Origin of the sequence: Oceanobacillus iheyensis HTE831 (assembly GCF_000011245.1) — a bacterium.
In the GTDB taxonomy this organism is placed as follows: Bacteria; Bacillota; Bacilli; order Bacillales; family Amphibacillaceae; genus Oceanobacillus; species Oceanobacillus iheyensis.
Genome location: NC_004193.1, coordinates 2,999,868 through 3,026,385 on the forward strand (window position 1 = coordinate 2,999,868; position 26,518 = coordinate 3,026,385).

16 protein-coding genes are annotated in these 26,518 nt (G+C 34.3%); 2 read left to right on the top strand and 14 right to left on the bottom strand.

Annotation, left to right across the window (positions count from 1 at the left end; genetic code table 11):
* Positions 1-81: 81 nt before the first annotated feature.
* Both OB_RS14860 and OB_RS14870 read right to left on the bottom strand, forming a co-directional pair.
* Positions 82-3,429, bottom strand: coding sequence for a peptidoglycan-binding protein (locus OB_RS14860; protein WP_011067308.1), 3,348 nt, complete (start codon positions 3,427-3,429; stop codon positions 82-84).
* Between the two features lie 117 nt (positions 3,430-3,546).
* Entirely contained in the window at positions 3,547-6,363 is a 2,817-nt protein-coding gene (locus tag OB_RS14870) for a peptidoglycan-binding protein (RefSeq protein WP_011067309.1), read from the bottom strand.
* A 191-nt stretch (positions 6,364-6,554) separates the two neighbouring features.
* Here OB_RS14870 and OB_RS14875 point away from each other — a divergent pair, with 191 nt between their 5' ends.
* Entirely contained in the window at positions 6,555-7,553 is a 999-nt protein-coding gene (locus OB_RS14875; protein WP_231846958.1) for a YheC/YheD family protein, read from the top strand.
* Between the two features lie 91 nt (positions 7,554-7,644).
* Here OB_RS14875 and OB_RS14880 read toward each other — a convergent pair whose 3' ends face one another.
* Both OB_RS14880 and OB_RS14885 read right to left on the bottom strand, forming a co-directional pair.
* Complete coding sequence (locus OB_RS14880) at positions 7,645-8,853, bottom strand: YheC/YheD family protein (protein ID WP_011067311.1); 1,209 nt, start codon at positions 8,851-8,853, stop codon at positions 7,645-7,647.
* A 23-nt stretch (positions 8,854-8,876) separates the two neighbouring features.
* On the bottom strand, positions 8,877-10,322 hold the full coding sequence (locus tag OB_RS14885) for an acylphosphatase (RefSeq protein WP_011067312.1): 1,446 nt from the start codon (positions 10,320-10,322) through the stop codon (positions 8,877-8,879).
* A 158-nt stretch (positions 10,323-10,480) separates the two neighbouring features.
* Between OB_RS14885 and OB_RS14890 the strand changes: the two genes are divergently transcribed.
* A complete protein-coding gene (locus OB_RS14890) occupies positions 10,481-12,145 on the top strand; it encodes an ATP-grasp domain-containing protein (RefSeq protein WP_011067313.1) in 1,665 nt (554 codons plus the stop codon).
* A 62-nt stretch (positions 12,146-12,207) separates the two neighbouring features.
* Here the strand turns inward: OB_RS14890 and OB_RS14895 are convergent, their stop codons facing one another.
* The 10 genes from OB_RS14895 to OB_RS14940 all read right to left on the bottom strand — a co-directional run bounded on the left by OB_RS14895 (position 12,208) and on the right by OB_RS14940 (position 26,518).
* On the bottom strand, positions 12,208-13,239 hold the full coding sequence (locus OB_RS14895) for a CapA family protein (RefSeq protein WP_011067314.1): 1,032 nt from the start codon (positions 13,237-13,239) through the stop codon (positions 12,208-12,210).
* Between the two features lie 20 nt (positions 13,240-13,259).
* On the bottom strand, positions 13,260-14,912 hold the full coding sequence (locus tag OB_RS14900) for an acylphosphatase (protein WP_011067315.1): 1,653 nt from the start codon (positions 14,910-14,912) through the stop codon (positions 13,260-13,262).
* Between the two features lie 22 nt (positions 14,913-14,934).
* Positions 14,935-16,554, bottom strand: a complete 1,620-nt coding sequence (locus tag OB_RS14905; protein ID WP_011067316.1) for an acylphosphatase — start codon at positions 16,552-16,554, stop codon at positions 14,935-14,937.
* 18 nt (positions 16,555-16,572) lie between these two features.
* On the bottom strand, positions 16,573-17,982 hold the full coding sequence (locus OB_RS14910) for an ATP-grasp fold amidoligase family protein (protein ID WP_011067317.1): 1,410 nt from the start codon (positions 17,980-17,982) through the stop codon (positions 16,573-16,575).
* A complete protein-coding gene (locus OB_RS14915; RefSeq protein WP_011067318.1) occupies positions 17,966-20,110 on the bottom strand; it encodes a glycosyltransferase family 2 protein in 2,145 nt (714 codons plus the stop codon). Before OB_RS14915 ends, OB_RS14910 begins: the two co-directional genes overlap by 17 nt.
* Positions 20,103-22,040 carry a glycosyltransferase family A protein gene (locus OB_RS14920; protein ID WP_011067319.1) on the bottom strand — a complete coding sequence of 646 codons (1,938 nt, stop codon included), beginning with the start codon at positions 22,038-22,040 and terminating at the stop codon, positions 20,103-20,105. Before OB_RS14920 ends, OB_RS14915 begins: the two co-directional genes overlap by 8 nt.
* A 52-nt stretch (positions 22,041-22,092) precedes the next feature.
* The gene (locus OB_RS14925; protein ID WP_011067320.1) at positions 22,093-23,658 is read right to left on the bottom strand and encodes an ABC transporter ATP-binding protein; all 1,566 of its coding nucleotides are present in this window, start codon (positions 23,656-23,658) and stop codon (positions 22,093-22,095) included.
* A gap of 15 nt (positions 23,659-23,673) precedes the next feature.
* Complete coding sequence (locus OB_RS14930) at positions 23,674-24,456, bottom strand: ABC transporter permease (RefSeq protein ID WP_011067321.1); 783 nt, start codon at positions 24,454-24,456, stop codon at positions 23,674-23,676.
* 135 nt (positions 24,457-24,591) lie between these two features.
* Positions 24,592-25,368, bottom strand: a complete 777-nt coding sequence (locus tag OB_RS14935) for a glycosyltransferase family 2 protein (protein ID WP_011067322.1) — start codon at positions 25,366-25,368, stop codon at positions 24,592-24,594.
* Positions 25,358-26,518 (bottom strand): glycosyltransferase, encoded by a 1,161-nt coding sequence (locus OB_RS14940; RefSeq protein ID WP_011067323.1) that lies wholly within the window; start codon positions 26,516-26,518, stop codon positions 25,358-25,360. The genes OB_RS14935 and OB_RS14940 overlap by 11 nt, the downstream gene beginning before the upstream one ends.

Below are 26,518 nucleotides of genomic sequence, written 5' to 3' on the forward strand. Positions count from 1 at the left end.
ATTTTTATTATATTGGGTGTTTTAATGTAGAAATATAGAAAAAACCACTGACAATGGGCGTCAGTGGTGATTATATCATTATTAACGATATTGTGGTATATCAAATTTGTACATTGGATTATCCAATTGATCGTAAATACTCTGAATGTTATTTACTTGTTTTGTTGCCCAAGCAATATCTGTTGCATATTGATGAGTAGCAGGATTAGCAGGGTTCCAACGCATTTTGTATAGGGTATCTTGTCCAATATGGATATACCTTTCTCCTATAAATTTAGCGCCTCCTATAATTGCTTGTTCAGGAGAAAACCAGCCTTCATTATATGCGCGAATTGCGCCACCTTCTCTAGCATTACTATCAACTGCACCTATACCAAACATATTATAAGATGTTCTAATATTCGTAAGGCTAGATCTATTAGATGGAGTCACCAATACTGGATTTCCACTACTGTTTTTACCTACTTCAATTCCTGTAGCTAGATCCGAAGTTCCATGTCCTGTCTCTAATAAAGCATGGGATATTAAGTAAACTTCATTTACACCATGTTGATGACTAGCGCTGATAAAGGACTGTCCTTTACCGCTTAAAATGCCTTTTCCAGAAAGTACATTATTCAACGACGCTGCGCTAACACCCACACTTTCTGAAAGTACAAGATGTTGGAAAATATCATTGTTGTCTGGATCTAAGTACTGTAACACATCCTGTTCAGTTGCATTTCTCCATGTTTGATATGAAATTTCATGCCATGTGCTGCCTTCTTCAATTATGTTAACAGTAGTTCCTTTAGGAATTACACCATATTTATGGCTGCTGCTGCTCTTCGCAGAGCGTACATTTACGTTAGCTGTAGTTTTTCCAACAAGTGTATTTTTACTAGCTAATGAAGAATGTACGTATAGCACTTGTCCTCTATAACGAATTTTGTACCATTTCGTACTTCCACTATAAATAGCTCCTGTTACTTCTTCCATAAATTCAATTTCCGTCCCATTGCCAACATTAAATGCCACTTTACTGATCAGCTGCGGAGCGGTACGTAAATTTACACTAGTGCCAGTTATTGCCGCCGTCCTAGTTAAATCAATATAACTACTATGGACATAAGCTGGAAGATTACGGTAGGCATCCGTTTGTGGACTTACTGACATTTGTTTTGATAATGCTTGTGTTAATGTTGTTGGATAAGGTGTATATTCTATAATCCAGCGATTCTCAACAGCTTCTTCAATTGCAGCTAATGTAATCTCATCTGCAATACCACTAACTGGAAGACCATTATCTTCTTGGAATTGCTTTAATCTTGTTTCTGTCCAATTTCCGAAATAATCACTTATAGCGATACCATCATAGCCTAGGTGATTTAGGTTTTCTTTTAATGTAATAATATCTGGATGGCTATTGCCTAGCTGTAATGGATGATTAAAAATGTTATCAAGTTTAGCAATGGTTACTTCATCTGCTATTCCATTTTCTAATAATCCATAATGTGATTGAAACTTCCTTACTTGGGTTTCTGTAAAACTACCATATAGGGTAGAAACAGTTATATAACCAAAACCAATACGATTTAACTTCTCTTTTATTTCTACAGTTCCATCGTGACGTTTACCATTTTGGAACGGACTATTGTAAACACTTGAAATTTTTTCTTCCGTAGTATGATCGACTATTCCTGTTACAGTTAGATGATAATATTTTTGGAATTGTTTCACTCGTGTTTCTGTCCAACCTCCATAGTAATTCGTTTCAGATATACCACCAAATCCAATGGCATTAAGCTGTTTCTTAATCTCTATGATATCTTCATGACGGTCTCCCAGCTGGAAACTTGCATTATAATAAGCTTCATTCAATTTTATCCAGGTATTCTCATCTGCTATTCCATTTTCCACTAATCCGTATTCTCTTTGGAATCGTTTTACTTGTGATTTAGTAAAATTGCCATATAAAGTGGATACTGTAATATGACCATAGCCTAGACGGTTCAACTTTTCTTTTAGTTCTATCGTATCTTCGTGACGTTTCCCTGCTTGGAAAGGACTATTATAGACTTCATCCAGTTTATTTTGGGTAGCTTCATCTGCTTTACCAGTCACATTTAAGTTATAGTATTCCTGAAATTGTCGGACGCGAGTTTCTGTCCAGCCACCAAAGTAATCCGTCTCGGATATACGATCGAAACCAACCGCATTTAGCTTTTTCTTTAGCAATATAATTGCACTATGACGGTCTCCTAATTCAAATACATCGGTAGATGCCAATTCCTCCAGCTTCGCTAACGTTGGTCCATCCGCAATTCCATTCACACGCAATCCTTGATCACGCTGGAACTCTTTCACTTGGCTTTCCATGTAATCCCCAAATAACGTCGTTACCGTAATCGGTCCATATCCGATACTATTCAGCTTTTCTTTGATTGCTTTTGTATCTTCATGACGTTCGCCATTTTGGAACGGACTATTGTAGACGCTATCTAGTGTTTCTTGTGTTGCTGGACCTACTTTTCCATCCACACTCAATCCATAATATTGCTGGAATTGTTTGACACGGGTCTCTGTCCAACCTCCAAAGTAATTGGTTTCAGATATGCCACCAAAACCGATCGCATTTAGCTTTTCTTTGATAGTAATAATTGCATTATGACGGTCTCCTAATTCAAATACATCGGTAGATGCCAATTCCTCCAGCTTCGCTAGTGTACGCTCATCCGCAATTCCATTCACGCGCAATCCTTGATCACGCTGGAACTCTTTTACTTGGCTTTCCATGTAGTTGCCAAATAACGTCGTTACCGTAATCGGTCCATAACCGATACTATTCAGCTTTTCTTTGATTGCTTTTGTATCTTCATGACGTTTGCCATTTTGGAAAGGGCTATTGTAGACACTATCTAATTTATTGATGGTTTTTTGATCTACTTTCCCTGTTATGGATAATTGGTAATATGTTTGGAACTGGGTCACACGCGTTTCCGTCCAATTACCGAAGTAATCCGTTTCTGTGATACCATCAAAACCAATGTGATTCAATTTTTCTTTAATCTCTACAAGATCTTCATGGCGATCTCCTTTTTCATATGGAAGAGATGCTGCTGCAAAAGGTTTTATTCTTAATTCTTCTGCTTCCTCTTCAGACTGTTTTTGTTGATTGTCAGTTGATTCGACAGCTTCTGTAGTTGTATTTTCTTGAACATTCTCTACTTCCTCTAGGACTGATTCATTAGAAACTTCTTCATCTGATGTTTCCTGCTTTACATCATTGTTCTCAAGAATTTCACCTTGACCTTCTTCTACATTATCTTCCTTAGAAGTTACTTCCTGTGCCTTGTTTTCTATATCTGCCTCATTAGCATGAGTAATTGCTGGACTAAAGTGGAATAAGACAATAACACTAATCAAAAATATTTGAAAGTATTTCCTCACTTTAGTTTCACCTCCTTGATTTTATAAAATACTACTAATCTAATATCGGTTATTATTATTAAAATTGAATAGATTATTAAAAAAAGACTACCTTATTTGATAGTCTTTTTAATAGAATTATCTTCTTTTTAAATTATAAGAATTCGCTATTGCATCTGCGGTTATTTGAGCCAAATATGTACGATAACTTGGATCTTTTAAAAGCATATTTTCAACAAAATTATCGATAAACATATATTCTAATAGAATAGAAGACATATTTGTATTTCTTAATACATTAAAGTTTGCTGTCTTCTTACCTCGATCATTTACATTAATGTTATTAATTAAATAAGAATGAACATCAGATTGTCTTTGCTTTGTTTCATTTGAAACATTTCCATTATGGATATATGTTTCAAATCCATTTGCCGATCCATTAAAAGCGTTGGTATGGAAACTAACAAAATAATCTGCTCCCCAACGGTTTGCCATATTAGCTCTTTCCGTTAATTCTATAAAAGTATCATCTGTTCTTGACATATTTACAAGAACTCCCTTATATTTCGATGATAAGAATTGTTCCGTCTGAAGCGCTATATCTAACACGACATCTTTTTCGTTAATACCATAACCTTGCCCTCCAGGATCATTTCCTCCATGACCTGGGTCTAGAAATACTCTAATTACACTATCATCTAGTTTCTGAATCGTTTTTGTATCTGCTATACCACTAACCGGAAGATTATAATCTGATTGGAATTGCTTTAATCTTGTTTCTGTCCAATTTCCAAAATAATCGCTTATAGTGATACCATCATAACCTAGCGCATTAAGCATTTCTTTCATCTCAATTACGCGAGAATCTGATTTACCTTTTTGTAATGGACTATTATATATTTCATTAATCATATCCATAGTTACTTCATCAGCTATTCCATTGACCTTCAAGCCATAATACTCTTGAAACTTCTTCACTTGGGATTCTGTAAAACTACCATATAGGGTAGAAACAGTTATATAACCGAAACCAATACGATTGAGTTTCTCTTTTAATTCAATGGTTCCGTCATGACGTTTACCATTTTGGTATGGACTATTATACACGTCCGATAGCTTTTGCTGTGTTTGTTCGTCAGCGGTACCAGTAACCGAAAGACCATAATATCGTTGGAATTGTTCGACACGAGTTTCCGTCCATTTTCCAAAGTAGTTCGTTTCAGTTATACCACCAAATCCAATGGCATTAAGTTGCTTCTTAATCTCTATGATATCTTCATGACGGTCTCCCAGCTGGAAACCTGTTTTATAATAGACTTCATTCAATTTTATCCAGGTATTTTCATCTGCTATTCCATTTACGACTAATCCAAAATCACGTTGGAATTCTTTTACTTGTGATTTTGTATAGTTGCCATATAAAGTAGATACTGTAATATGACCATAGCCTAGACGATTCAACTTTTCTTTTAGTTCTATCGTATCTTCGTGACGTTTCCCTGCTTGGAAAGGACTATTATAGACTTCATCCAGTTTATTTTGAGTAGCTTCATCTGCTTTTCCAGTCACATTTAGGTTATAATATTCCTGAAATTGTCGGACGCGAGTCTCTGTCCAGCCACCAAAATAATCCGTCTCGGATATACGATCGAAGCCAATCGCATTTAGCTTTTGTTTGATAGTAATAATTGCACTATGACGGTCTCCTAATTCAAATACATCGGTAGATGCCAATTCCTCCAGCTTCGCTAACGTTGGTGCATCCGCAATTCCATTCTCGCGTAATCCTTGATCACGCTGGAACTCTTTCACTTGGCTTTCCATGTAGTTGCCAAATAACGTCGTTACCGTGATTGGCCCATATCCAATGCTATTTAGCTTTTCTTTGATTGCTTTTGTATCTTCATGACGTTTGCCATTCTGGAACGGACTATTGTAGACGCTATCTAGTGTTTCTTGTGTTGCTGGACCTACTTTTCCATCCACACTCAATCCATAATATTGCTGGAATTGTTTGACACGGGTCTCTGTCCAACCTCCAAAGTAATTGGTTTCAGATATACCACCAAAACCGATCGCATTTAGCTTTTCTTTGATAATAATAATTGCATTATGACGGTCTCCTAATTCAAATACATCGGTAGATGCCAATTCTTCCAGCTTCGCTAGCGTACGCTCATCCGCAATTCCATTCACGCGCAATCCTTGATCACGTTGGAACTCTTTCACTTGGCTTTCCATGTAATTGCCAAATAACGTTGTTACCGTAATCGGTCCATATCCGATACTATTCAGCTTTTCTTTAATCGCCTTTGTATCTTCATGGCGTTTGCCATTTTGGAAAGGGCTATTGTAAACACTATCTAATTTATTGATGGTTTTTTGATCTACTTTCCCTGTTACGGATAATTGGTAATATGTTTGGAACTGGGTCACACGCGTTTCCGTCCAATTACCGAAGTAATCCGTTTCTGTGATACCATCAAAACCAATATGATTTAATTTTTCTTTGATCTCTACAAGATCCTCATGGCGATCTCCTTTTTCATATGGAATTGAAGCATCCACTGCAAAAGGTTCCACCTGCTCAGAATCAGATTTTCCTTCTTCCTCTTCCTCTCGAGGAGTTGTTTCTTGTTCTTCCGAAGAATTTTCATTAGAAATATGTTCTTCTTCAGAATCTTCCTCCTCTTTGTTATCTACTTCTTTATCTTGGGATGAAGAGTTTTCATTTTCTTGAGAAGATTCGTTATTATCTTCTTCTACTTCCTCTTGAAAATCATCTTTTTGAGGAACATCACTATCTTTATTTACCTCTTCACTAGATTGATTTTCCTTTTGAGAAGTTTGCTCTTCTTCTCCATTACTCGCCGTATTGGCATGAGTAATTGCTGGACTAAAGTGAAACAAAACCATAATACTTATCAATAATATTACGAAATTCTTCCTTATCACTTTAGTTCTCACCTCCTTTATACTTATACTAACTTACTAATCTAGTATTGGTAAAGGTTTACAATAAATAAAATTACATCTTTGTATCTAATTTGTAATTAATATTTAAGATTATGTAATCACATTTTCGTGTATAGTACCGTATAAACCTTTATTTAATAAATGGAGTGAACATTATGTATTTATGCTATATGAGAAACTATAAAAAACCCTTTGAATTCGTACGATTGCTAGCAAAAGCCAGTAAATATTATGGAATTGATATAATATACTGCCATCCTTCGCAAGTAGATACAACAGAAGGAAAGATTAGTGGAAAGATACTATTAAATAATCGTTGGGAGTCTATTACTGTTCCTATTCCTGAATATATCGACTTAAATGCCTATTGTTATAAATATAAAGAAACGATCGATTACTTGAAAAAGAAAAGTACTCTATCATCACCAAGAAGATTTGGTTCTAAAGAAAGTGTATACAAAAAACTTATTGATGATGGACAATTTGCTAAAATCGTACCTCCTACACTATTAATTAATAGTGAAAATGATTTTCGCTTACTAATAGAAGATTATAACAAAGTAATTTTGAAGCCAAAGAAAGGGCATAAAGGGCAAGGAATTTATAAGATAAATATTGTTGAAGATAATTATCATGTAACACAAGATTGTGAGGAAAAAATATTTAATCAATCTGAAATGGAATCCTTTCTTCAAAAACAGATTATACCTAATAACTACCTCGGACAGAAATATGTAGAGTCAACAACGAGTAATGGTGATCCGTTTGATTGTCGAATTCGTCTTGAAAAAAATGGCGAAGGTAAGTGGGAAGTAGTTGTTTACTTGGTTCGTATAGGTTCAGGTAATAAAGTCGTTTCAAATGTTTCACAAGGAGGAAGTGTGAACAAGCTGCTACCATTTATAAAATATAATTATCCTGATAACTGGAATGAAATTAAAGAACAAATTGATTATATTGCAGAAAATTTACCTGAAAAAATCGAACAGCTATTTAATAAGAAAACCTCTTTTCTTGGGATTGACTTAGGAATTGATAAAGGAGGAAGTGTATACTTGTTTGAGGTGAATTCAGCGCCTGGTGTAGAATTCGGAGAGGGTGAACTAGCCAATATTAAATCCGATTATTATAACTATATATTAAAAAACAAAAAGCTTAGTAAGAATTAAACAAAAGCAGACTATCGAAAAATGTTCGACAGTCTGCTTTATTCATATGTGCTTTATGAATGGAAATTATTGAGTAGAGAGATCAAATAAATTACTTATTCTTAAGTAACTTACCAACTTTACGAATGAAACTCGTCATTTTCCATGACGTGCTTGACTTTATTTGATTTATTTCTTTATCTTTTTTCGCCTTTTCTAATCTCAATTGTTTTACTTCTTGTTGCAATTTATCAATTTGGCCACTGTTTTTGTTTTTGTTTTTGTTTCTGCCTTTGTCTGGAATATCCAGTAATTCTCTTATCGCATAGGAATAATAATTACTTCTGTGATAAGCTACTTCAGAAATTAAAGCAATTGTACTTGGACCATCATTCACTTCAAACAAGTATAATTTTCCGCTTCGATCAATTCCGATGTCCATTCCCATATACATAATATGTGTATTTCTCAATTCCTCCATCTTTTTAGGAATGGACTCTCCTACTTCTTTTAAGGAATCATAAATGTCAGACCAATTATCTTTAAAATTAGCTTTTAGAAAAGGTTTTGGATCACTTATCCCTCCTCCTTGGTTAACATTAGAAATAATGGATTGTCCAATTCCGATTCTTATATACATTTTTGCAACTGACCAATTCCCACTGCCATCTTTTTCGACATGAATTCTACAATCAAACGGATCTCCTTGAGTCGTCCTTGATGATACATATTTTTGGAGGATATATCCTTTTCGGTGAATAGTACGATAATAAAATTCTTCAAGCTCTTGTAAATTCAAGGTTTTCATTTCTGTCTCAAAACCTATACGAAAAGTATCTTCATTCTCCATTTCCAAGAAGTGTACACCTTTTCCTCGAAGTCCTCTAATAGGTTTCAATACTGTTTTTTTATAAACCTTTACATAGTTTAACAGTTCCTCAAATGACTTTATTTTTTGAGTTGGAATTACTAAATGAGAAAAATTACTATCTTCCTTTAATATGTCTTGTAATTTTTGTTTACTAAGAGTGTTCTCTCGATTATCTGAAAGAAATGTATTGGCTCTAAGATAATCCATAATCTCCTTATTTTTCTTTTTAAAGCAATATGGAGAAATATCAATAAATCTAGGTATCTTCGTTGATTTGGTTTTCCATTTACCATTATTCAATACCTTCCCGCGTACCGTACCAGAATCTATGTTTACATCTTTTGGTCTTAAGTATATTAAATCTATATCATAGGATTTGGCAATCAGTGCTGTGATAGTTGCTAATTCTGTCGGCTGATTAAAGTTTGTCATAAAACCAATTTCTTGCATGAATAAATCCCACTTTCCTATTCTTAGCTTATTATTCGGAAACCAACTTTTGTAGGTTTCCCAGAAAACTCTACTTCTTTATCTTCAATGTGTTTTACGATCGATTTTCTTGATCCTTTTTGAACAAATTTCTTAAAATCTTCAACTGATTTCTGGTTTTCACTAATAAGATAAATCTCTACTTCATTCTTCGTTATTTTCTTAGCATAACCATAAAGATTTCTTCTTAAAGCTTGTCTTCTAATATAAGTCATATACCCAACTTTGTTAAGTTGACCTGTTACTATATACTTCCTAGCATAAACGTCCTTTTTGGGTGTTTCTACAACCTTTAATTCTTCAACCGCCCAACTCTTTAAAGGTTCTAATAAGCTAAGATAATCAAAATAAAATGGTGATCTGTATTTCCCTTTTGTTTCCGGGAAATAATAATCAATTATTGCTGCTGGTACATCCTTTGATTCGCCAATTAAAGGAAATGGATGGAATCCAATTTCAGCAGTTGCGTTGATTTCAAGTACAACACCATTACTTGGATCGCTTGGATCTACAATTATATCAACACCACCATGAGGAATAGAAGGCAACGCCTTTAAAGCATCTACCGCTATTTGCCTAACAGATGGAGATAATTCATCAGTAGCTTCAATGGGATCACCACCAGAAGAAAGATTACTTTTCTCTCTTAAAATTACTTGTTCCCCTTTTTCAGGCACACTATTTAAATCATACCCGACTCTTTCAAGCATAAATGTTATCTCATAATCTGCCTCGATTGGTTTAGGAGATAAATACGGGTTCTTCTTTCTCTCTTCATTCTTTAGATCAATTAGTTTCTGCACGGTGTGCTTTCCATCTCCAATAATATTGGCCGGCTTTCTGTTCGTAGCACCAATCACTTGATCCCCGACTACATAAATACGGTACTCTTCACCTGGATAATGTTTTTCAACCAAATATTCCTTGTGGGAAAATTTAGACCTTAATTCTTTCAATATACCCTTTAATTCTTCTTCTGAATTAATATTTGTATAAACACCTTTACCCATACTTCCTTTGAGAGGTTTTATAATTACTGGATAATCTATTTCATTGGCATAGTTTATGATATCATTATCTTCCTCTAATACTTTTCCTAGGGGAATTGGTACATTGCTTTTCTGCAGATATGATTTCGTTTCTTCCTTATCCTGACAAATTCTAACTGCTTTATTAGTTACTTTATCGCCTCTAGAACGGAAAAAATAATGCGTTTTACTACCATCACTTAATGAATAAAACTTTCCATGTGTACTACTATTCAAGCGATCTAACTTACATTTACTTGTTTCATCATTATACCAAGTTAGGTTTAATCCTCTTCTCCAACCTTCTAATGCAACTAAATATGAACATAACTTAAATCCTGTTATATCTTTTACTACTCTTTTATTTAAGTGTGGAAGAAGTACCACTTCTTGAGATTTCATTATCATTCTCCTCAAATTCTTATAATTGAAACATTCTATACTATATATTATATTTAAATACATTATAAATAAAAAGCTATAACTACAAAATGGAATGAATAAGCAACTATGGTATAATATTATCGGGGAATAATACCTGTAAGTAAAGGGGAATAGATATGGTAGACAATCGCTTTTTAGAAAGTTTAACTCATGATATACCTGAAAAAGCAAATAATTATATGCTTAGCACATATAGTATAATTTTAGAAGCCTGGCGTAGAGGATTAGATATTAACATACGTATATTAAAAGAAAAATCTGGATCGATAGAACCTTACTACTCAATTAGTAATGGTGATAAAGTTCATCATTTTAGTGCTACAAGAGGTGATTTGGTTTCCAAGGAAGCTAAGGAGCTTACTAAAAATAAAGTAACGACCAAACAAATTCTAAATAAATATAAGGTTCCAACTCCTGAAGGCAAAGAATTTGAGGAAGAAGCTACTACAGAAGAAATTATTAGTTATGCTACAGCAATCGATTATCCTTTAGTAGTAAAGCCTGTATCTGGTACAGGTGGAAAAGGTGTTATTGCAGGAATTCAAAACGAAGAAGAGTTAGTAGAAGCGTTAGAATACGTGCGAGAAAAGTTAAATTCACCTAGAATTATTCTTGAAAAGTATTTTGAAGGTGAAGATTATCGGATTTATGTGATAGATGGACAAGTCATTGCAGCATTAAAGAGGATAAAAGCTAATATTATAGGAAACGGAAATGACACTATAAAGAACTTAATAGATAAAAAGAATAAGTATCGTTCTCAGCTCCCATCATTGACAAATCGGCCAATTAAAGTAGATGATGAAACAAAAACGCTTATCCGAAGAGCAGGATATACAATGGATTCTGTTTTACCTGATGGTGAATTACTGTATATTAAAACGAAGAATAATGTATCGGCCGGCGGGGACTCTATTGATATAACAGAACAACTATCTGAAAGTATTAAACAAATCGCAATTGATGCAACTAATTGTTTTGGATCACTTCCCCATTGTGGCTTAGATTTGATGGTTGATGAAGCTAATGACAAGGCAGTTATTATAGAAATCAATTCACGAGCCCATATTACACAGCATCTATTTCCAATGGAAGGCCAAGCTAGGGATATCCCTGGAAGTTTAATTGATTTTTACTTTCCTGAGACCAAAAATTATAATCGCTTAGATTCTTTTAAAATGTTTATTGATTTCGAATATATTTATGATTCCTGTATAAGTAGAGAAGCTGCTGAAATACGCATACCAAAGAAACCAGAAGGTCCAATCTTATTAACACGTTATTTAATAAACGGCGTAAAATTAACAGATAAATTTGCAGCTCGAGTTAAACGATTAGCTTATAATACTCAAGTTAGTGGTTATATAAAACCTTTAAATAATGGTGATATCTCTATTATCGTTGGAGGCAATGAAAATAAGATTGAACAATTTAAAAAGAGCTTAAATAAATATCTACCTAAATTCAGTAAAAAATATGAAATTACAGCTAAGAAACGTACTACCCCTATACCTCACGGATTTCATATACATGATAATAAAGCTCAGGATTCTAATAATGCAGTATCGGCTTCTACAAATGAATATATGAAGAAATATAGTAATCTTCAATCTGATTATCAACAACTTATAAGGAAAGTTGCTGAATATGAAAAAAGAGAGAGATTATTAGAAATAACTCAAAAACAAAATAAGCAATTGAAGAAAAGGCTTAAATTAATGGAAAATAGTACTTCTTGGAAAATCACTAAACCAATTAGGAAATTAACACGAAAAAAATAATTAGCCTCGCTTACCTAAAAAAGTCCGAACCTCCCACTTAGGGTGATTCAGGACTTTTTTAATTATCTTACTTCTAACTCTGGCATCCATTTTGTTAATCGATTATTCAATTCACTAAATACTTCTAAACTATCAAATGTATCGTGTATAGTTTTAATATAAGGATTTTTTTCAATATACTTATTGAAATGATGCATTTGATAATTTTCTTTTTTACTTGCTGCTACATATGTCAAATCGATTTTAGGGTTTGTAATAGTAATCTTGCTGTCCGAATTCTTTTCAATATCTATTGATAATGCTCCTCCAATTTGACGATAGAGGCCTTTTTGGCCAGAGTAAAAATTTCCTAAAGAATAAATAACAAAGGTTTTCTTTCCACGTGAATTAGTAATCCACTCAGCAGGTTGCAATACATGTGGATGATGCCCAAGAATAATATCCGCTCCAGCGTCAGACAATGAAGAAGCAATATCGACTTGTGCTGAACCCGGTATAAGTGCATACTCTCTTCCAAAGTGAGTAGCAACAACTACAACATCTGGATTCTCTTCTTTTTTTAAACGTTCTATCTCTCTTCTAATACCTGCTGTTGATCCGTTTACAATTCGATTCAATAAATACTCTTTCTTTTTTGGTGGATTCTTACCTAATGTTACAGCAGTGTACGATAGCACAGCAATTTTGATACCATTTTTTTCAACAATCCGGAATTTCTGCTGATCTTTTTTTGATTTATGTGATCCAACGTAATCTAATCCTATACTTTCTAAGTTACTAATTGATTTCAACACGCCTTCTTCGCCATAATCCAGACTGTGATTATTTGAATTAGTAACTATATTGGTACCAAATTCTTGGAGATTTTCAGCTAATTCTATCGGATTATTAAATTCTGGGAAAGAAGACAGACCAAGCTCTTCTCCCGCTACTATTGATTCTAGATTAACAATTGATACGTCGCCATTACCAATCAACTTTTGTGCAGGAGCCATCTTGTCTTTAAAATCATATTTACCGTTCTTTTTACTAATGTCGTATATTCTGGAATGTAATAATACATCACCAGTAGCTACAAGTTTAACCTTCGACATTGTAACACCTCCAAATCCCTTTATTTATTTTTTGTCTTTATTAGTCCTCCCAGCTTTCTTACAGGTTCCGTATACTTCCAAGAGCTACTTCTTAAAATATGTTTTAAGTCTTTATCAGCTCGGTTTTTTAACTTCCTCATACGTTGCAAATCTCTGTCCATCTTACGTAAAGCATGTTGTACAGATCGTACATTATTTGTATTATACTGTTCAGAAATTTCGAACCCAACTGTTATTGGATCTTCGTATACTTCCTCTTTGATTTTAGAAATACTTGATCCTTGTGGATACCCTTGTATGATATCTTTAAAACCTTCAACAGTTTTCTTATCGGTACTAGCGACAACTATTTCAATCTCATCGAATACAATACTTTTAACGTAACCATGTAAATTATGTTGTATGGCTTGTTGCTTCAGCCATTTATGGAAGTTATATCTTTGTACATTCCCTTTTACAATATATTGTTTCGCATACAGTTCTCCTATTGGTGCCGGAGCTACCTCCACTTCTAAAGCAGCTCTATTTTCAAGAGGTTCTAGCAAGGTAATTAAATCAAAATATACTTTTGATTTTCTCGTGTCTACTTGTCCTTTTGTTTCCGGGAAATAATAATCAACGATTGCTTTAGGAATATCTCTTGCTTTTCCTTCTATTGGATATAGAGCACCACCAATTTGTGCTGTAGGATTTAATTCTATAACCACAGCCGCACCTTTTAAATCTCCGCGATCATTTACAATAATGTCTACTCCCCCGTGTGGAAAGTCTGGGACAGCTTTCAAAGCATCAATTGCAATTTTTTTGTACTCTTCAGGAAGGCTGTCAGTTACATCTACTGGATCCCCACCAGAAGATACATTTGTCTTCTCACGTAGATAAATAACCTTTCCTTTATCCGGAACACTCTGTAGACTATATCCTGCCTCTTCAATAAATTCTAAGATTTCTACATCCATATGAATAAGACAGCTGTTGAGCCGAGCATTCTGTTTTCGTACATTATTCTTCATACTGATTAATTCTTCTATTGTATGTTCCCCATCCCCAATAATATTGGCGGGTACGCGATTATAAGCTGCAACTACTTCATCACCAACAACATATACACGATATTCCTTACCACTTACATATTGTTCTACAACGACTTCTTTATAATCTAACTCCGTTCTTACATAGTGTAATGCTTTTATTAATTGCTCTTCATTTTTTATATTTGTTACTACACCGTTCCCAAGACTGGCATTGGTTGGTTTAAGGACTAGAGGAAACCCTAGGGTCTTACTATATTCAATAATTTCTTCATTCGTACTTTCCGGCTCAAATCCTTTTCCTAATGGAATAGGTACACCAGCTTTTTCCATATAGATTTTCGTATCATCTTTCTCAGAACCTATATCAACAGCTTCATTAGAAACAAGGTCTCCACGTGTTCGAAAGAAGTAATGGGTTTGTTCTTCAGAGGAAAGTGAAAATAATCTTCCAGGTGGATTCACTCCGAATATAATCATATCTTGAAAATGCTCAGAGTCTTTTGTATACCACTTTAATTTTAGTCCTCTTCTCCAGCCTTCCAATGCTACTGCAAAAGCATCAAGTCTTGTTTTTCTTGCATTTCTTGTTATTTCATTTGTTAAATGAGGAAGACTAATTCCTAATGGTCTCTCTTTCATTCTTTATTCCTCCTATTTTTCCTTACTTCTTCAATTTCTTAAACATGGAGCCGACTGCTCGTACTGGCGTCGTTGCTTTCCAAGAGAAGCTTTCATAATACTTCCTACGCTCTACTTCTGCTTTCTTTAGTGCTCTTTCTGTTACTTCTAACTCTTGCTTATACATCTTTAATTCTTCCAGTTGTGTTTTTAAATCTGTCTTTATTTCAAATCCGACTTTTATAGGTTCATCGTAATTCTCTTCACTAACTTCCATTACTTGTGCTCTTTCTTCGTCTTCCCAGAAAGCATGTTTGAAGTCATCCACCATTTCGGGGTCTGCTCCTCCAACAACTACTTCTAAGTCTCCATTATCCATCTTCATAATATAACCGTGGAGAAAACGCTCAAACGCTTGTTTTCTCAAACCTCGGTGATAACCTAGCTCTTGTACATTCCCAGTAACAATATATTTTTTCATATAAATTTTCTCTTGCGGACAAGGAGTTACTGTTGTAACAACCGCATCTCTATTTTGAAGTGGATCAAGAACATCATGAAAATCAAAATAGGTATTTGTTTTCTTCTTGTCTGATATAGTTTCTGGAAAGTAATAATCGATTATCGCATTTGGAATATCGCGTGACTTTCCTTGAATAGGATAAAGCAATCCTCCTAATTGCGAGGTTGGATTTAGCTCAATAATGTATGACTCATTCGTATCAGGATCACAAATCATATCTACGGCACCATGAGCAAGTCCTGGTACAGCTTGAACCGCCTTTACAGCATAGTCTTTTACATGCTGAGGAAGTTCATCAAAGACATCAATCGGATCACCGCCTAAAGAAATATTACCTTTTGAATTTAGGTATACCTGTTCTCCATTTTCTGGTACTGACTCTAAGGTATACCCTTGTCTTCCAATATAATTAATACTTTCATCATCAGCCTTTATTAAACAACTAACCAATCTTGGATTCAGTTTACGTTCGTTGTTCTTAATATCGATTAATGCACGTACAGTATTTACGCCATCTCCAATAATATTTGGTGGCATACGGTGCATAGCAGCTACAGCTTTATCACCAACAACATACAGTCTGTAATCTTTCCCTGGAATAAATTGCTCTAAGATAATATCTTGATAACCTAATTCATTTCGTAAGTAGTCTAATGAATACTCTAGTTCACTAGAGCTTGTGATATTAGAAATTACCCCTCTTCCAAAGCTACCATCAGTTGGTTTGATTACAATTGGATAACCTACCTGTCCAGCATACTCAATAATCTCTTGATTCGTTATCTCTTTTTTAAATTGCTTTCCATCCGGAACACGTACCCCATTCTCAGATAGTATCTTTTTTGTTCTTTCTTTATCTTTACCAATATCTACTGCATCATTAGAAACTTTATCTCCTCGAGTACGGAAGAAGTAATGTGTGTTTTGCTTAGAACTTAATGAAAATAATTGTCCCGGTCTATCCACAAACCATGTCCTCATTTCACTAAATTTCTCCGAATCTTTAACATGCCATCTTAATTTAAGCCCTCTTCTCCAACCTTCAAGGGCTATTACATAAGAATCAAGTAAATTTCCGTGTGCATCTGCAACTATGTCTTCAGAAAGGTGTGATAGCCATTCTGCATTATTCTCATTCATTTGTTATCCTCCTAAAACCTATCCTACACTATCATTATTTGCTTCTTGTTTTATTTTTTTATATTCTTCAAATTGCTTTCCATTTATTAAATCATGTTCGAGCTTACCTTGTGCTTCTACAAAGTAATCCCCCAGCAATTCATCCGTTTCGTCATCAAACTCATCATAGTTCCCTGGTTTTGGTGTGAATTCTCCAAATACTAATCCATCCTCAGATTTGAGAAAATCAATACGAATAAAAGGAGAAGGGATACGCGAACTAATTGTTGCGGCTAATTCCATCTCATCATTCGTTACACCTAAACCTTCAAACAAACTATTATTATACTTTCCAGTAAACACTCTGTTCCCTTCAGCGTCCCACCAGCAATATTTCGATTCTGGTGTACGGATTATTTCAAGTACTAACCCTACTTGTCCATAAAAACAATAAAATTTTATATCTCTAGCCGGTGTCTTATCATTATTATCCTCTAATATTAATTCTTCTATTACCCATTGATCTTTTTCTACTCTCTTCTCTACTATGTCCTTTTCCATGCGGCTTAACAGTAAATCCCAATTGGATAGTATTTCTCCATTTTTCACGTTTATTATATCATTAATTTCATTAACAATATAAACACCTCTTCCACCTGCCCCATTTACTGGTTTAATTACGATATTGGCTTTTTGAGGAATTTGTTTATACGTGTAGGACTCTACACTTAACCAAGGTATTCGAACTTGTTGAGATTCCATAAAACGATAAGCTATTTTCTTGTCATCTAAGACCATTTCAGGAAGTTCACCAGTTATTTGATACTGCCTCATTCGATTCGTTAAACTTGCTCGATAGGATGCCACATGCTTCAATGAAAAATCATCATCTGAAAATGCTGATCGAATCATAAATTCAGGTGTTTTTTCTTTTAGAACTTTAAATAATTTTTGGTATATATGTTGCTTGTATTCTTGTGGTTCTGAACTAAATATCCTAGCAATCGATTGTAATAAAAAGTTAAAATTCGCCTCGGCTATTCTATGTTGGTCAATATATTGATTTATCAGCTCAATAATTTCACCATTATCTTTTTTGTTTTTTGCATATCTCCAAATACTTTCATAATCAAATTCCTGTACTTGCATACGAAGTCGATCTGTTTCTTCTTTTAATGTTGATAACTTAAGGTGGTATGTCATTATTTCTTCTTCTAAATGCTCGATATATACATCCTTTTCCTTGCTAGAAGAAGCTAACTTTCGCAGTCTTGCGGTTTTCTTCATTGTGTTACTTTCTATGATTTGTTGAATTAACTTTTCATGTTTTTTAATTTCTACTTTCGTCTTATCAATTTTAGCTTCTGTTTCTATAAGTTGATCTAATTTTTCGGAATAATCTCTTCCTGCAATATTACTTTCTTTATCTGCTTCATTTATTTGAGTCATACTGTACTGACCTCCCGTCCGATCGTAACACCCAATCACTTATATTAGGTGTATTACGATTATTCCCACACTCCCAATTCACATGTGATAGTTGAATATACCTCAATGCATTTGCTTGCTTTTCGCTTAATTGTTCGCGGATATGTTGATTTAACGGCATCCATTTTGTAGTACATTTTGTATATCTCTGAATACGTTGTGCACATTTTCTTAAATCATAGGTGGAATCTTTGCTATTAGGTACTTCATTGACAACAACTCTTGTTACTTTTGTACTTAATTCAGGAACGTAAGTTTGTCTTTCCTGGAATACTAACGGATTGTATACAACAGTTAGGTCACTATAAATTTTTTCTCCATAAACTAACATCGCTACATAATTACCATCTATCATTTTCCTATAATTAGTATGGATGTTCTTCTTTAAAATTAGGTTATACTTGCCCATTTGAATTAAGCCAACGGTCAATCCTTGTTCTTTAAATTGTTCCAACTGTTTGTAGATAAAATCATCTGAAATTCGAAAATCAGCTACAAGTACAATATCTACTATATGTTTAGCCTCTTTCAATCGATTTGGTCTCATTGGTCGCGGTACAGGAAAGAACCTTTCTTCTGCGTTATAAGGTAGATAATAATTACTCATCTTATCATGGGCATATTGATGGGCTTCTGCATATTCTTTACGGGCACCCTTCATAAACCCACTATATCCATATACCGAACCTCCTGTTAGAGAACCTTTTGATTGCAGTGATAATCCTAATGGTCCTGTCGGAAGATCTACTATTTTTTCCTGACCAAAAGCACGAATTAAACGTTTCTTATATTCGCTATCTCCTGCGAATCTAACTGGATCCCAATAACCAATCGTCTCTATAACCTTCGTCCGGCGAAACATAATTGATGACATATTAGAGAAGATATATTTTCCTTCTTGTCCTCTTCGGTGAACGAATAAATCGTCAGTAACTCTAATATGCCTCGAACTGTTCGCTACAACTGATTGATCACCTAGCAAATGTCTCACTTGTTTTTCAATTTTTTGAGGATGCGCCCAATCATCGGCATCATTAATCGTAACAAATTCCCCAGTAGCTTCTCGTAAAGCTAAGTTTCTTGCCACATACGGTCCTGAATTTACTGCTGTAGATAAGATAGAGATGCGCTTATCTACCTTCATCCATTTCCTAACCTCTTTTTCTGTATTATCACGACTACAGTCATTCACTACAATTATTTCAAGGTTTTCCCATGACTGATTTACTAAGGATTGTAACGTAATGTTAATTCCTATTTGAGAGTTATAAGCTGGAATGATAATGGTTACTTTAGGAAGTAATTCTTCTTCATCATTATGGGTATAATCACTATGTAAACGGTGATACAGCGATTTCGTTCCTATATCTTGAAAGGAAATTGGTTCTAGATTATACGCCTTCATTACTTCATTTATCCAAAATAAGCGATCATTCTCATTACTGCAGAGGTTTGCAATAGCCAACAATACATCGGAATGGATATGACTGGAGTTGATTACTACCTCTTTCAATAATCGTAGTCCTTTATCTTGATCACCTAACATTCGATGAGCTTCCGCTTTTTGTATAGCTATCTGTCGCAATAGGTCCTCATTCGTTTCATCCTGAGCTGCTACCTCTAAGTAAGATAACGCTTCCTTAGCTCCATCCACTGTCTGTTTATTGGAATACCACATAGCTAATTCCCAAGCAGCTGCCTTTTTTACATATACATTCTTGTCATTCATGTATAGCCAGTGAAGATCCCTTAACGCTCTCGATTCAAAGCCTAAATCATATAAATACTGTTTATATTTTTTTAATTGATTTCGAGCATCTTTTAATTTGTAGCTCTTGCTATATATTTTTTTGATATTTCTTCTACGTAATGCATAAGCAGGTATAGCCTTTGCAGCGGCTATACCTTCATTTTTCATATTTGATAATTGATCAATTATGTTTCTAGCTAGATAGAATTCTCTTCTGTAAGCAGCTAGCTGATCTTCTACTAATGAATTTTTGTTTTTAAGAACATGCAATTCCTGTTCCATTTGTTTTACACGTGAATGAAGAAGATCTTGATTATAATTATCCGTATCTTTAGTCATTACTGATACATCCTTTATCCCAAACTCCTCCATATGATTCGCTTGGTATCATCTTAAGAGACTGCTGCACTTCGTTGTTTATCGCATACCACACGACGCTTGCTTGAAAATAATCTGTTAAATGCGCTGTTAAATGAGTTACATCATCACTGGCTTCATCATCAACTATGTTTGTTATGATTGCATTTAAATGGTCTGTTGTTATCTCGGGAATATATTTTTGAGTAATCAAGAATGTAGCTGGGTCTATTAAAATTAAGGTTTTCGTGTGGATTTTTTCACCGTACACGATAAAATGAATATGATCTCCATCTACTTTGTTTCTCACTCGTTCCTCTATTTTTGCTCTTAAATTTAAGTCGTAATGGAAGACTTGGGCTAAACCAATCTTAGAATGAGAATTCTCATCTAGTAATTGATTAAAAATGGATATCTCCGAGTCATCTAACTGCCTGTAATCAGCTGCAATGACGATATCAAATGAGCGGACACCATTGGTTTTTTCTTCTCTTTTTGGCCACATTGGTTCCGGAACTGGGTAGGGACGGTTCACCATCGGATAAGGATAATACAAGTTTTCAGCATCTTGATGATAATACTCTAATGACTCTACATACTCTTTACGCACACCCATAAAAAATCCATTATAACCAAATGCAGAGCTACCTGTTAATGAAGTAACTGATTGTCTTGGCAATGATAATGGACCTGTATTTAAATCGACGTAAGCACCTGTTCCAAACTGTTTTAGCAACCTGCGCTTAAATTCTCCATCAGCAGCAAAGCGAACACTGTCCCAGTAACCAATCTTTTGTAATACAGGTTCCCTTCTAAACATAATCGATGACATGTTTGGAAAAATATATTTTCCTGGAGTTCCTCTTCTGTATAATTTCATATCTTCTGTTATTCGAGCATGTTCTGAAGTATTTGCGATGATCTGGTCATGCTCCACTAAATGTTGTGCTTGTAATTCAATTTTTGAAGCATGTGACCAATCATCTGAATCATTTATCGTAACAAAATCACCTTTTGCATGTTGTAAAGCGATATTTCTAGCGACATATGGACCGCTGTTACTTGGTGTTTGAAATACTTTTACTCTTGAGTCTTTTTGCTCGTATGCTTTAATTACATTAAATGTATCATCTGGACTACAGTCATCTACAATCAATAGTTCTAAGTTAGTCCAGCTTTGAGAAAGAATCGACTCTATCGCAACCTGTATACCATCTTCTGCATTGTATGCTGGAATGATTACAGATACTAACGGGCCGTTATCTTTTGACGATAACGTTCCTTTGGTTTGCAATGAATCATATATTTGTTCTGCATGAACATCAATTTCTATCTCATTCAAATCGTACATTGCAAAAGCGTGATTCACCCATTCAAATCGATCACGTAAATCTGATTTTAAATTTGCCATTGCTAAATAAAGGTCTGGGTGAGCACCATTTTCTAATGCTTTTTGTATAACCGTAATACCTTCTTCAGGTTGACCAATCATATCAAGGAGTTCAGCCTTTATAATAGCAATCCTTCTTAATTGATCTGCGTCTGATTCCCCATCCTCTACTGTTTTCATGTAATCAAGTGCTTTATTCGCATCTGTTTCACTATATTGATTCGCATGCCATAGCACTAGTTCCCATGCCGACATACGTTTAAAGTAAGGAGACTCTACATTTTGCATATAATTTTTTAATTCTTGAAGACCTTGATCTATAAATCCTAAATTATATAGATGGAACTTTATTTGTTTTAACTCTTGTCTCTGCCTATTCTTTTTTCCTAACAATAGTTGCTTTAATTTCTCTTTTTGCTTATCATTAATGGAATTTAATATAAACTTCCGTTGTTTCTCCCCCATTACAGTATATAAAAACCAATCAACAGGACCTTCTATTATTCTTTTTACTTTTGACAATGTAGCCACCACCATTTTGCATTGATTCATTGATACTGTAAGAGGTAATATTTTAATTATTCGTATTGGACCTTTTTACAGTCTTCTTAACTACCCTGTTTTTCTTTATTATACCTAATGATTCTCTATATTTTGCTACTGCCTCTTCCGCAGATCCATCAAAACGTACCTGGCCTTGTTCCATCCAAATACCTCTTGTACATATTTTTTCTACAAATCCCATGCTATGTGACACAATAATTACTGCCTTTGCATGTTCCATCATTTCTTGGATCCGTTCACTTGCTTTCTGCTGAAAAGCTAAGTCTCCAGTAGATAGCGCCTCATCAATAATAAAAATATCCGGCTTCAATATCGCTGCAATACTAAATCCTAGTCTGGATTTCATTCCCGCAGAGTATTGTTTAACTGGTTTATCAATTGCTTTCTTCAGCCCAGAAAACTCTACGATCTCATCATATTTATCATGAACGCGCTGTTTAGAAATCCCTAACAACATTGCATTCAAATAGATATTATCTGTTCCTGTTAGTTGAGCATTAAATCCTGTACCATATCCTAATAATGAAGAGGTTTTTCCAGTAACCTCAATGTTTCCTTCATCTGGTCGTAAAATGTTAGTTAATACTTTACATAATGTACTCTTTCCCGCTCCATTATGTCCGATAATGCCAACAACTTCACCTTCATTAATTTTAAAGTCCACATTTCTAAGTGCCCAGTAATCTTCTTTTTTATTGTTTAACTTAAAGGATACACCTACGTTTTCTGCTCTAACCACCTCTTTGTTCCCGATTGTGGTCTCCGTTTTTGAAAGTTGTAAGCTTCTTTTCCGTTTTGGAGGAGCAGGGACTGTTTTTTTATAGTTTTCTATAATTGTTTTTGGATCTCCACTTTCTCTTACTTCCCCATTATCTAACCACATTAATCGATCGCAATTCCTCTGTGCGTACCTTAAGCTGTGAGTTACGATAATGACCATTTTTGCATTAGATACTAACTCTTTAAGCTTTTCTGCAGCTTTCTTACCAAATTTCGCATCGCCAGTATTTAATGCCTCATCCAGGATAAGAATTTCTGGTTGTAAATGAGAAGCAACGCTAAAACCTAGTCTTGCTTTCATTCCGCTTGAATAATATTTCATCGGCTGTTCAAAGAACTGACCAATTTCTGAGAATTCATGTATCGCATCTATATATTTTGAAATCAGATCTTTGTTTATACCTAACATCATTCCATTTAAATAGACATTTTCTCTACCTGTCAGTTCTTTATTAAAGCCCATACCAAAGGAAAACAAGGCTGTAACATTTCCATCTACATCCATTGTTCCTTTGTCCTGCTGCAAAATTCCTGCAATAATTTTACTTAATGTTGTTTTACCTGCTCCATTCGAGCCAATAATCCCAAGAATTTCACCTTGGTGACCAGTAAAATTAATATCTTTTAATGGCCACACTTTCTCTTTTTTATTTTTTGCTTCTTTTTGTTTAAACATGTTAAAGACAAGGGATTTAATATCATCCTTATGATTATCATTATCAAATGAAACACCAATATTTTTAGAATTAATTACTGCATTTTGATGTTTAATTTGCTTGTCATTATGTTCTACCATAAAAAACCCTCTTTTTTATAAAGCCTTAATAATTTTATGTTCATTTTTACTATAGTGTCTAATCATTACAACTCCTAAAATCACACTAAGAGCAAATATAATTGCGAGTCCAATTAAATTTGGTACTTGATGGTCAATTAAAACATCTCGATAAGAAGTTACTAAAATTGCAATTGGATTATAATCTACAAAAAAGCTCCAGTCATCTGGCAGACGTCCTCCTACCCAAATAATTGGTGACGCATAGAAAAATACTCGAGTAACATAAGTAAGTACATTTTCTAAGTCTCTGACAAATATTGTGATATAACCTAAAATTAGACCCAACATTAATTGAAACACTAACTGAATAAATATAATCATTGGTAAGTACACAATATGCCAATCAGGCATAATTCCATAAACAGCTAAAAATATCGCAATTACAACAAGTCCAAATGCAAAATTAAATAATTGGGTTAGGGTAAACGATATTGGGAACAGGGCCTTCGGTAAGGATACCTGATTGATAATGGAACTATATCTTAAAATAGATTTAGAAGAAGAATTAATACTTGTAGATACCCAACGCCAAGCGACTAATCCAACAACAAGGAATAAAGGATAATTTGGATGATCGTCTCCTCTTCCTAATATAATAATTACTAAGAAGTAATACACCATTACGTTTAATAGTGGATCTAATAGCCACCAAAAATACCCTAAATAACTATTTCTGTGCTCAGCTTTTAATCCAGATTTTACTAAGTAGTACAATAAATCTTTTCTACGTAACATTTCATGAATATAACTTTTCATTTTAACAATGACACCGCCTACTAAACTTAAACAAAAATTTGTCATAAGCTGTTAATAACTTGTTAAGAAAAATAATTCCTAACCTTTATATTATAAAACTAAACTGTAAAAAGATAAAATATCTTTTACAACATCTTAACGCTTGGTTTTCCATTTCCACAAATCCATTAAGGAACGGATAACATAATGGGTAAAATAATACATACTTTTAATCAAACTTTGCTTCTCAATTTCACGGAAAACATACCAGTTTCTTTTCGCCGCTTTCCATTTATTACTTGAAATGGAATTATCAACTAAGCGATACTCCGAGAGTATCTCTGGTAACCCATATGCTAAATAACCTTTTTTTGTAATCTGCAACCAAAAAGCATAATCTTGCCTAGTACGTATATTTACCATACGCATCTCGCCTATTTTATCCCGGTCAAGCATTACAGTGAGGCAACCAATTACACACCTTTTCATTAGATCATCATAGTTTACAGATGCTGGAGTGGTACTAACTGCATTTGTTTTTGTACCATCTTCAAGAATACGAATATACTTTGTAAATGAAAAAGCGATATCTTTTTCTTTCATAAAGGATAGTTGTTTATCCAATTTTTCTGGAAGCCATAAATCATCACTGTCTAAAAACGCTATATATCTGCCTTTCGCATAGTCCATAGCGGTATTTCTAGCAATTGCTGAACCACTATTTTGTTCTAATTCATATAAATGAATACGGTCGTCTTTGTCTTGGTATTCTTTTACTATTTCAACTGTATTATCCGTAGAACAGTCATCGACAATGATCATTTCCCAGTTCGTATATGTTTGAGCTACTACGGATTGAATTGTCTCTGCAATAAATCCACTCGAATTAAATGTTGGTGTGATTACAGAAACCAATGGTGTATTAGATACCATTGCTATCACCATCTCTTTCACCTTGGTTGGACCGTAGTAAATCCGCATACCATGTTTTCAATTTATTTTCTTCTACTTCCCAGTTCAACTCATTCTGAACTGCTTTCTTACCATTTGCACCCATTTCTTCAGCTTTATCAGGATTCTCGACTAAATAAGAAATGGCATCTTTAATTTCCTGATCATTATATGGGTCCACTGTGATTCCACATTGGTGTTTATTTATGAAATTTTCCCATACTGGAAAGTTCGAACATATTACTGGTATACCAGCATTCATATATTCAAAGAACTTGGTCAATTCTTTTTTCATGTAGTGCTCAGTAGGTGGAAAAAGAGCGATCCCAGCTAACCAATTATGTTGTAAATATCTTTCTTCGATATCTTCTTTTTCTACAAACTGATCGATGCCTTCAATTTGAATATTGTCTTTTCTGGTAGCTGCTTTGTTATAGATTTGTTCAGCTAATTGATTTGGACATTTTCCTACATAATAAACTTCCATCCGCTCATCAATAACTGGAATTCTAGCGTGTATTAAAGCACCTCTATCTAAGGTTACATTTCCAGTATAAAGTAATTTATATTCTGGTGTACCAGTTCGGTGATGCTCGCTAATCTTCTGATTTATTGTTGGATAGTTTAAGATACATTTCCCTGTCGGATAAATATCTTGGTAATATTTTTCAGCCAGACAAAGCTCCATATTTTTCGAAAAGAATCTTTCCATTGTTTTATACGTAAAGGCGATTAATTTCCGAATTGGCCGAGACATATAATCTTTCTGCATAATACTTGTTATATAGTCTTCATGGATATCATATATCACATGATTGCTTTTGTTTTTTAATAGCCAACCAACTGGAAGCAATTCTGGGTCGTGAAAATGATAAACATCCGCATTTAATTTTTTGGCTTGCTTATATGCAGCTAACGCCCCGATCGTCATTCTTTTCAACCTGCTGGTATAGCTCTTCAGTTTTATATGCTTGATTGGTACTTCCTTACGTTCGCTATTTTTGTCTTCCTTTGCAAGTAAAAACACTTCAAAACCTGCTTTTTGCAAGGATTTACATTCTTTATGATAAATCCTCGGATCATAAGGATGATGTACGGTTGTTAGCTGAACGACACGATTTGAAGCAGTCAT

Bases quoted from the DNA above. Each gene is read 5' to 3' on its own strand.
- OB_RS14895 (WP_011067314.1), bottom strand. From the start codon at position 13,239: ATGTCGAAGGTTAAACTTGTAGCTACTGGTGATGTATTATTACATTCC.
- OB_RS14935 (WP_011067322.1), bottom strand. From the start codon at position 25,368: ATGGTATCTAATACACCATTGGTTTCTGTAATCACACCAACATTTAAT.
- OB_RS14940 (WP_011067323.1), bottom strand. From the start codon at position 26,518: ATGACTGCTTCAAATCGTGTCGTTCAGCTAACAACCGTACATCATCCT.
- OB_RS14885 (WP_011067312.1), bottom strand. From the start codon at position 10,322: ATGAAATCTCAAGAAGTGGTACTTCTTCCACACTTAAATAAAAGAGTA.
- OB_RS14890 (WP_011067313.1), top strand. From the start codon at position 10,481: ATGGTAGACAATCGCTTTTTAGAAAGTTTAACTCATGATATACCTGAA.
- OB_RS14930 (WP_011067321.1), bottom strand. From the start codon at position 24,456: ATGAAAAGTTATATTCATGAAATGTTACGTAGAAAAGATTTATTGTAC.
- OB_RS14925 (WP_011067320.1), bottom strand. From the start codon at position 23,658: ATGGTAGAACATAATGACAAGCAAATTAAACATCAAAATGCAGTAATT.
- OB_RS14905 (WP_011067316.1), bottom strand. From the start codon at position 16,554: ATGAATGAGAATAATGCAGAATGGCTATCACACCTTTCTGAAGACATA.
- OB_RS14880 (WP_011067311.1), bottom strand. From the start codon at position 8,853: ATGCAAGAAATTGGTTTTATGACAAACTTTAATCAGCCGACAGAATTA.
- OB_RS14915 (WP_011067318.1), bottom strand. From the start codon at position 20,110: ATGACTAAAGATACGGATAATTATAATCAAGATCTTCTTCATTCACGT.
- OB_RS14875 (WP_231846958.1), top strand. From the start codon at position 6,555: ATGAGAAACTATAAAAAACCCTTTGAATTCGTACGATTGCTAGCAAAA.
- OB_RS14910 (WP_011067317.1), bottom strand. From the start codon at position 17,982: ATGACTCAAATAAATGAAGCAGATAAAGAAAGTAATATTGCAGGAAGA.
- OB_RS14900 (WP_011067315.1), bottom strand. From the start codon at position 14,912: ATGAAAGAGAGACCATTAGGAATTAGTCTTCCTCATTTAACAAATGAA.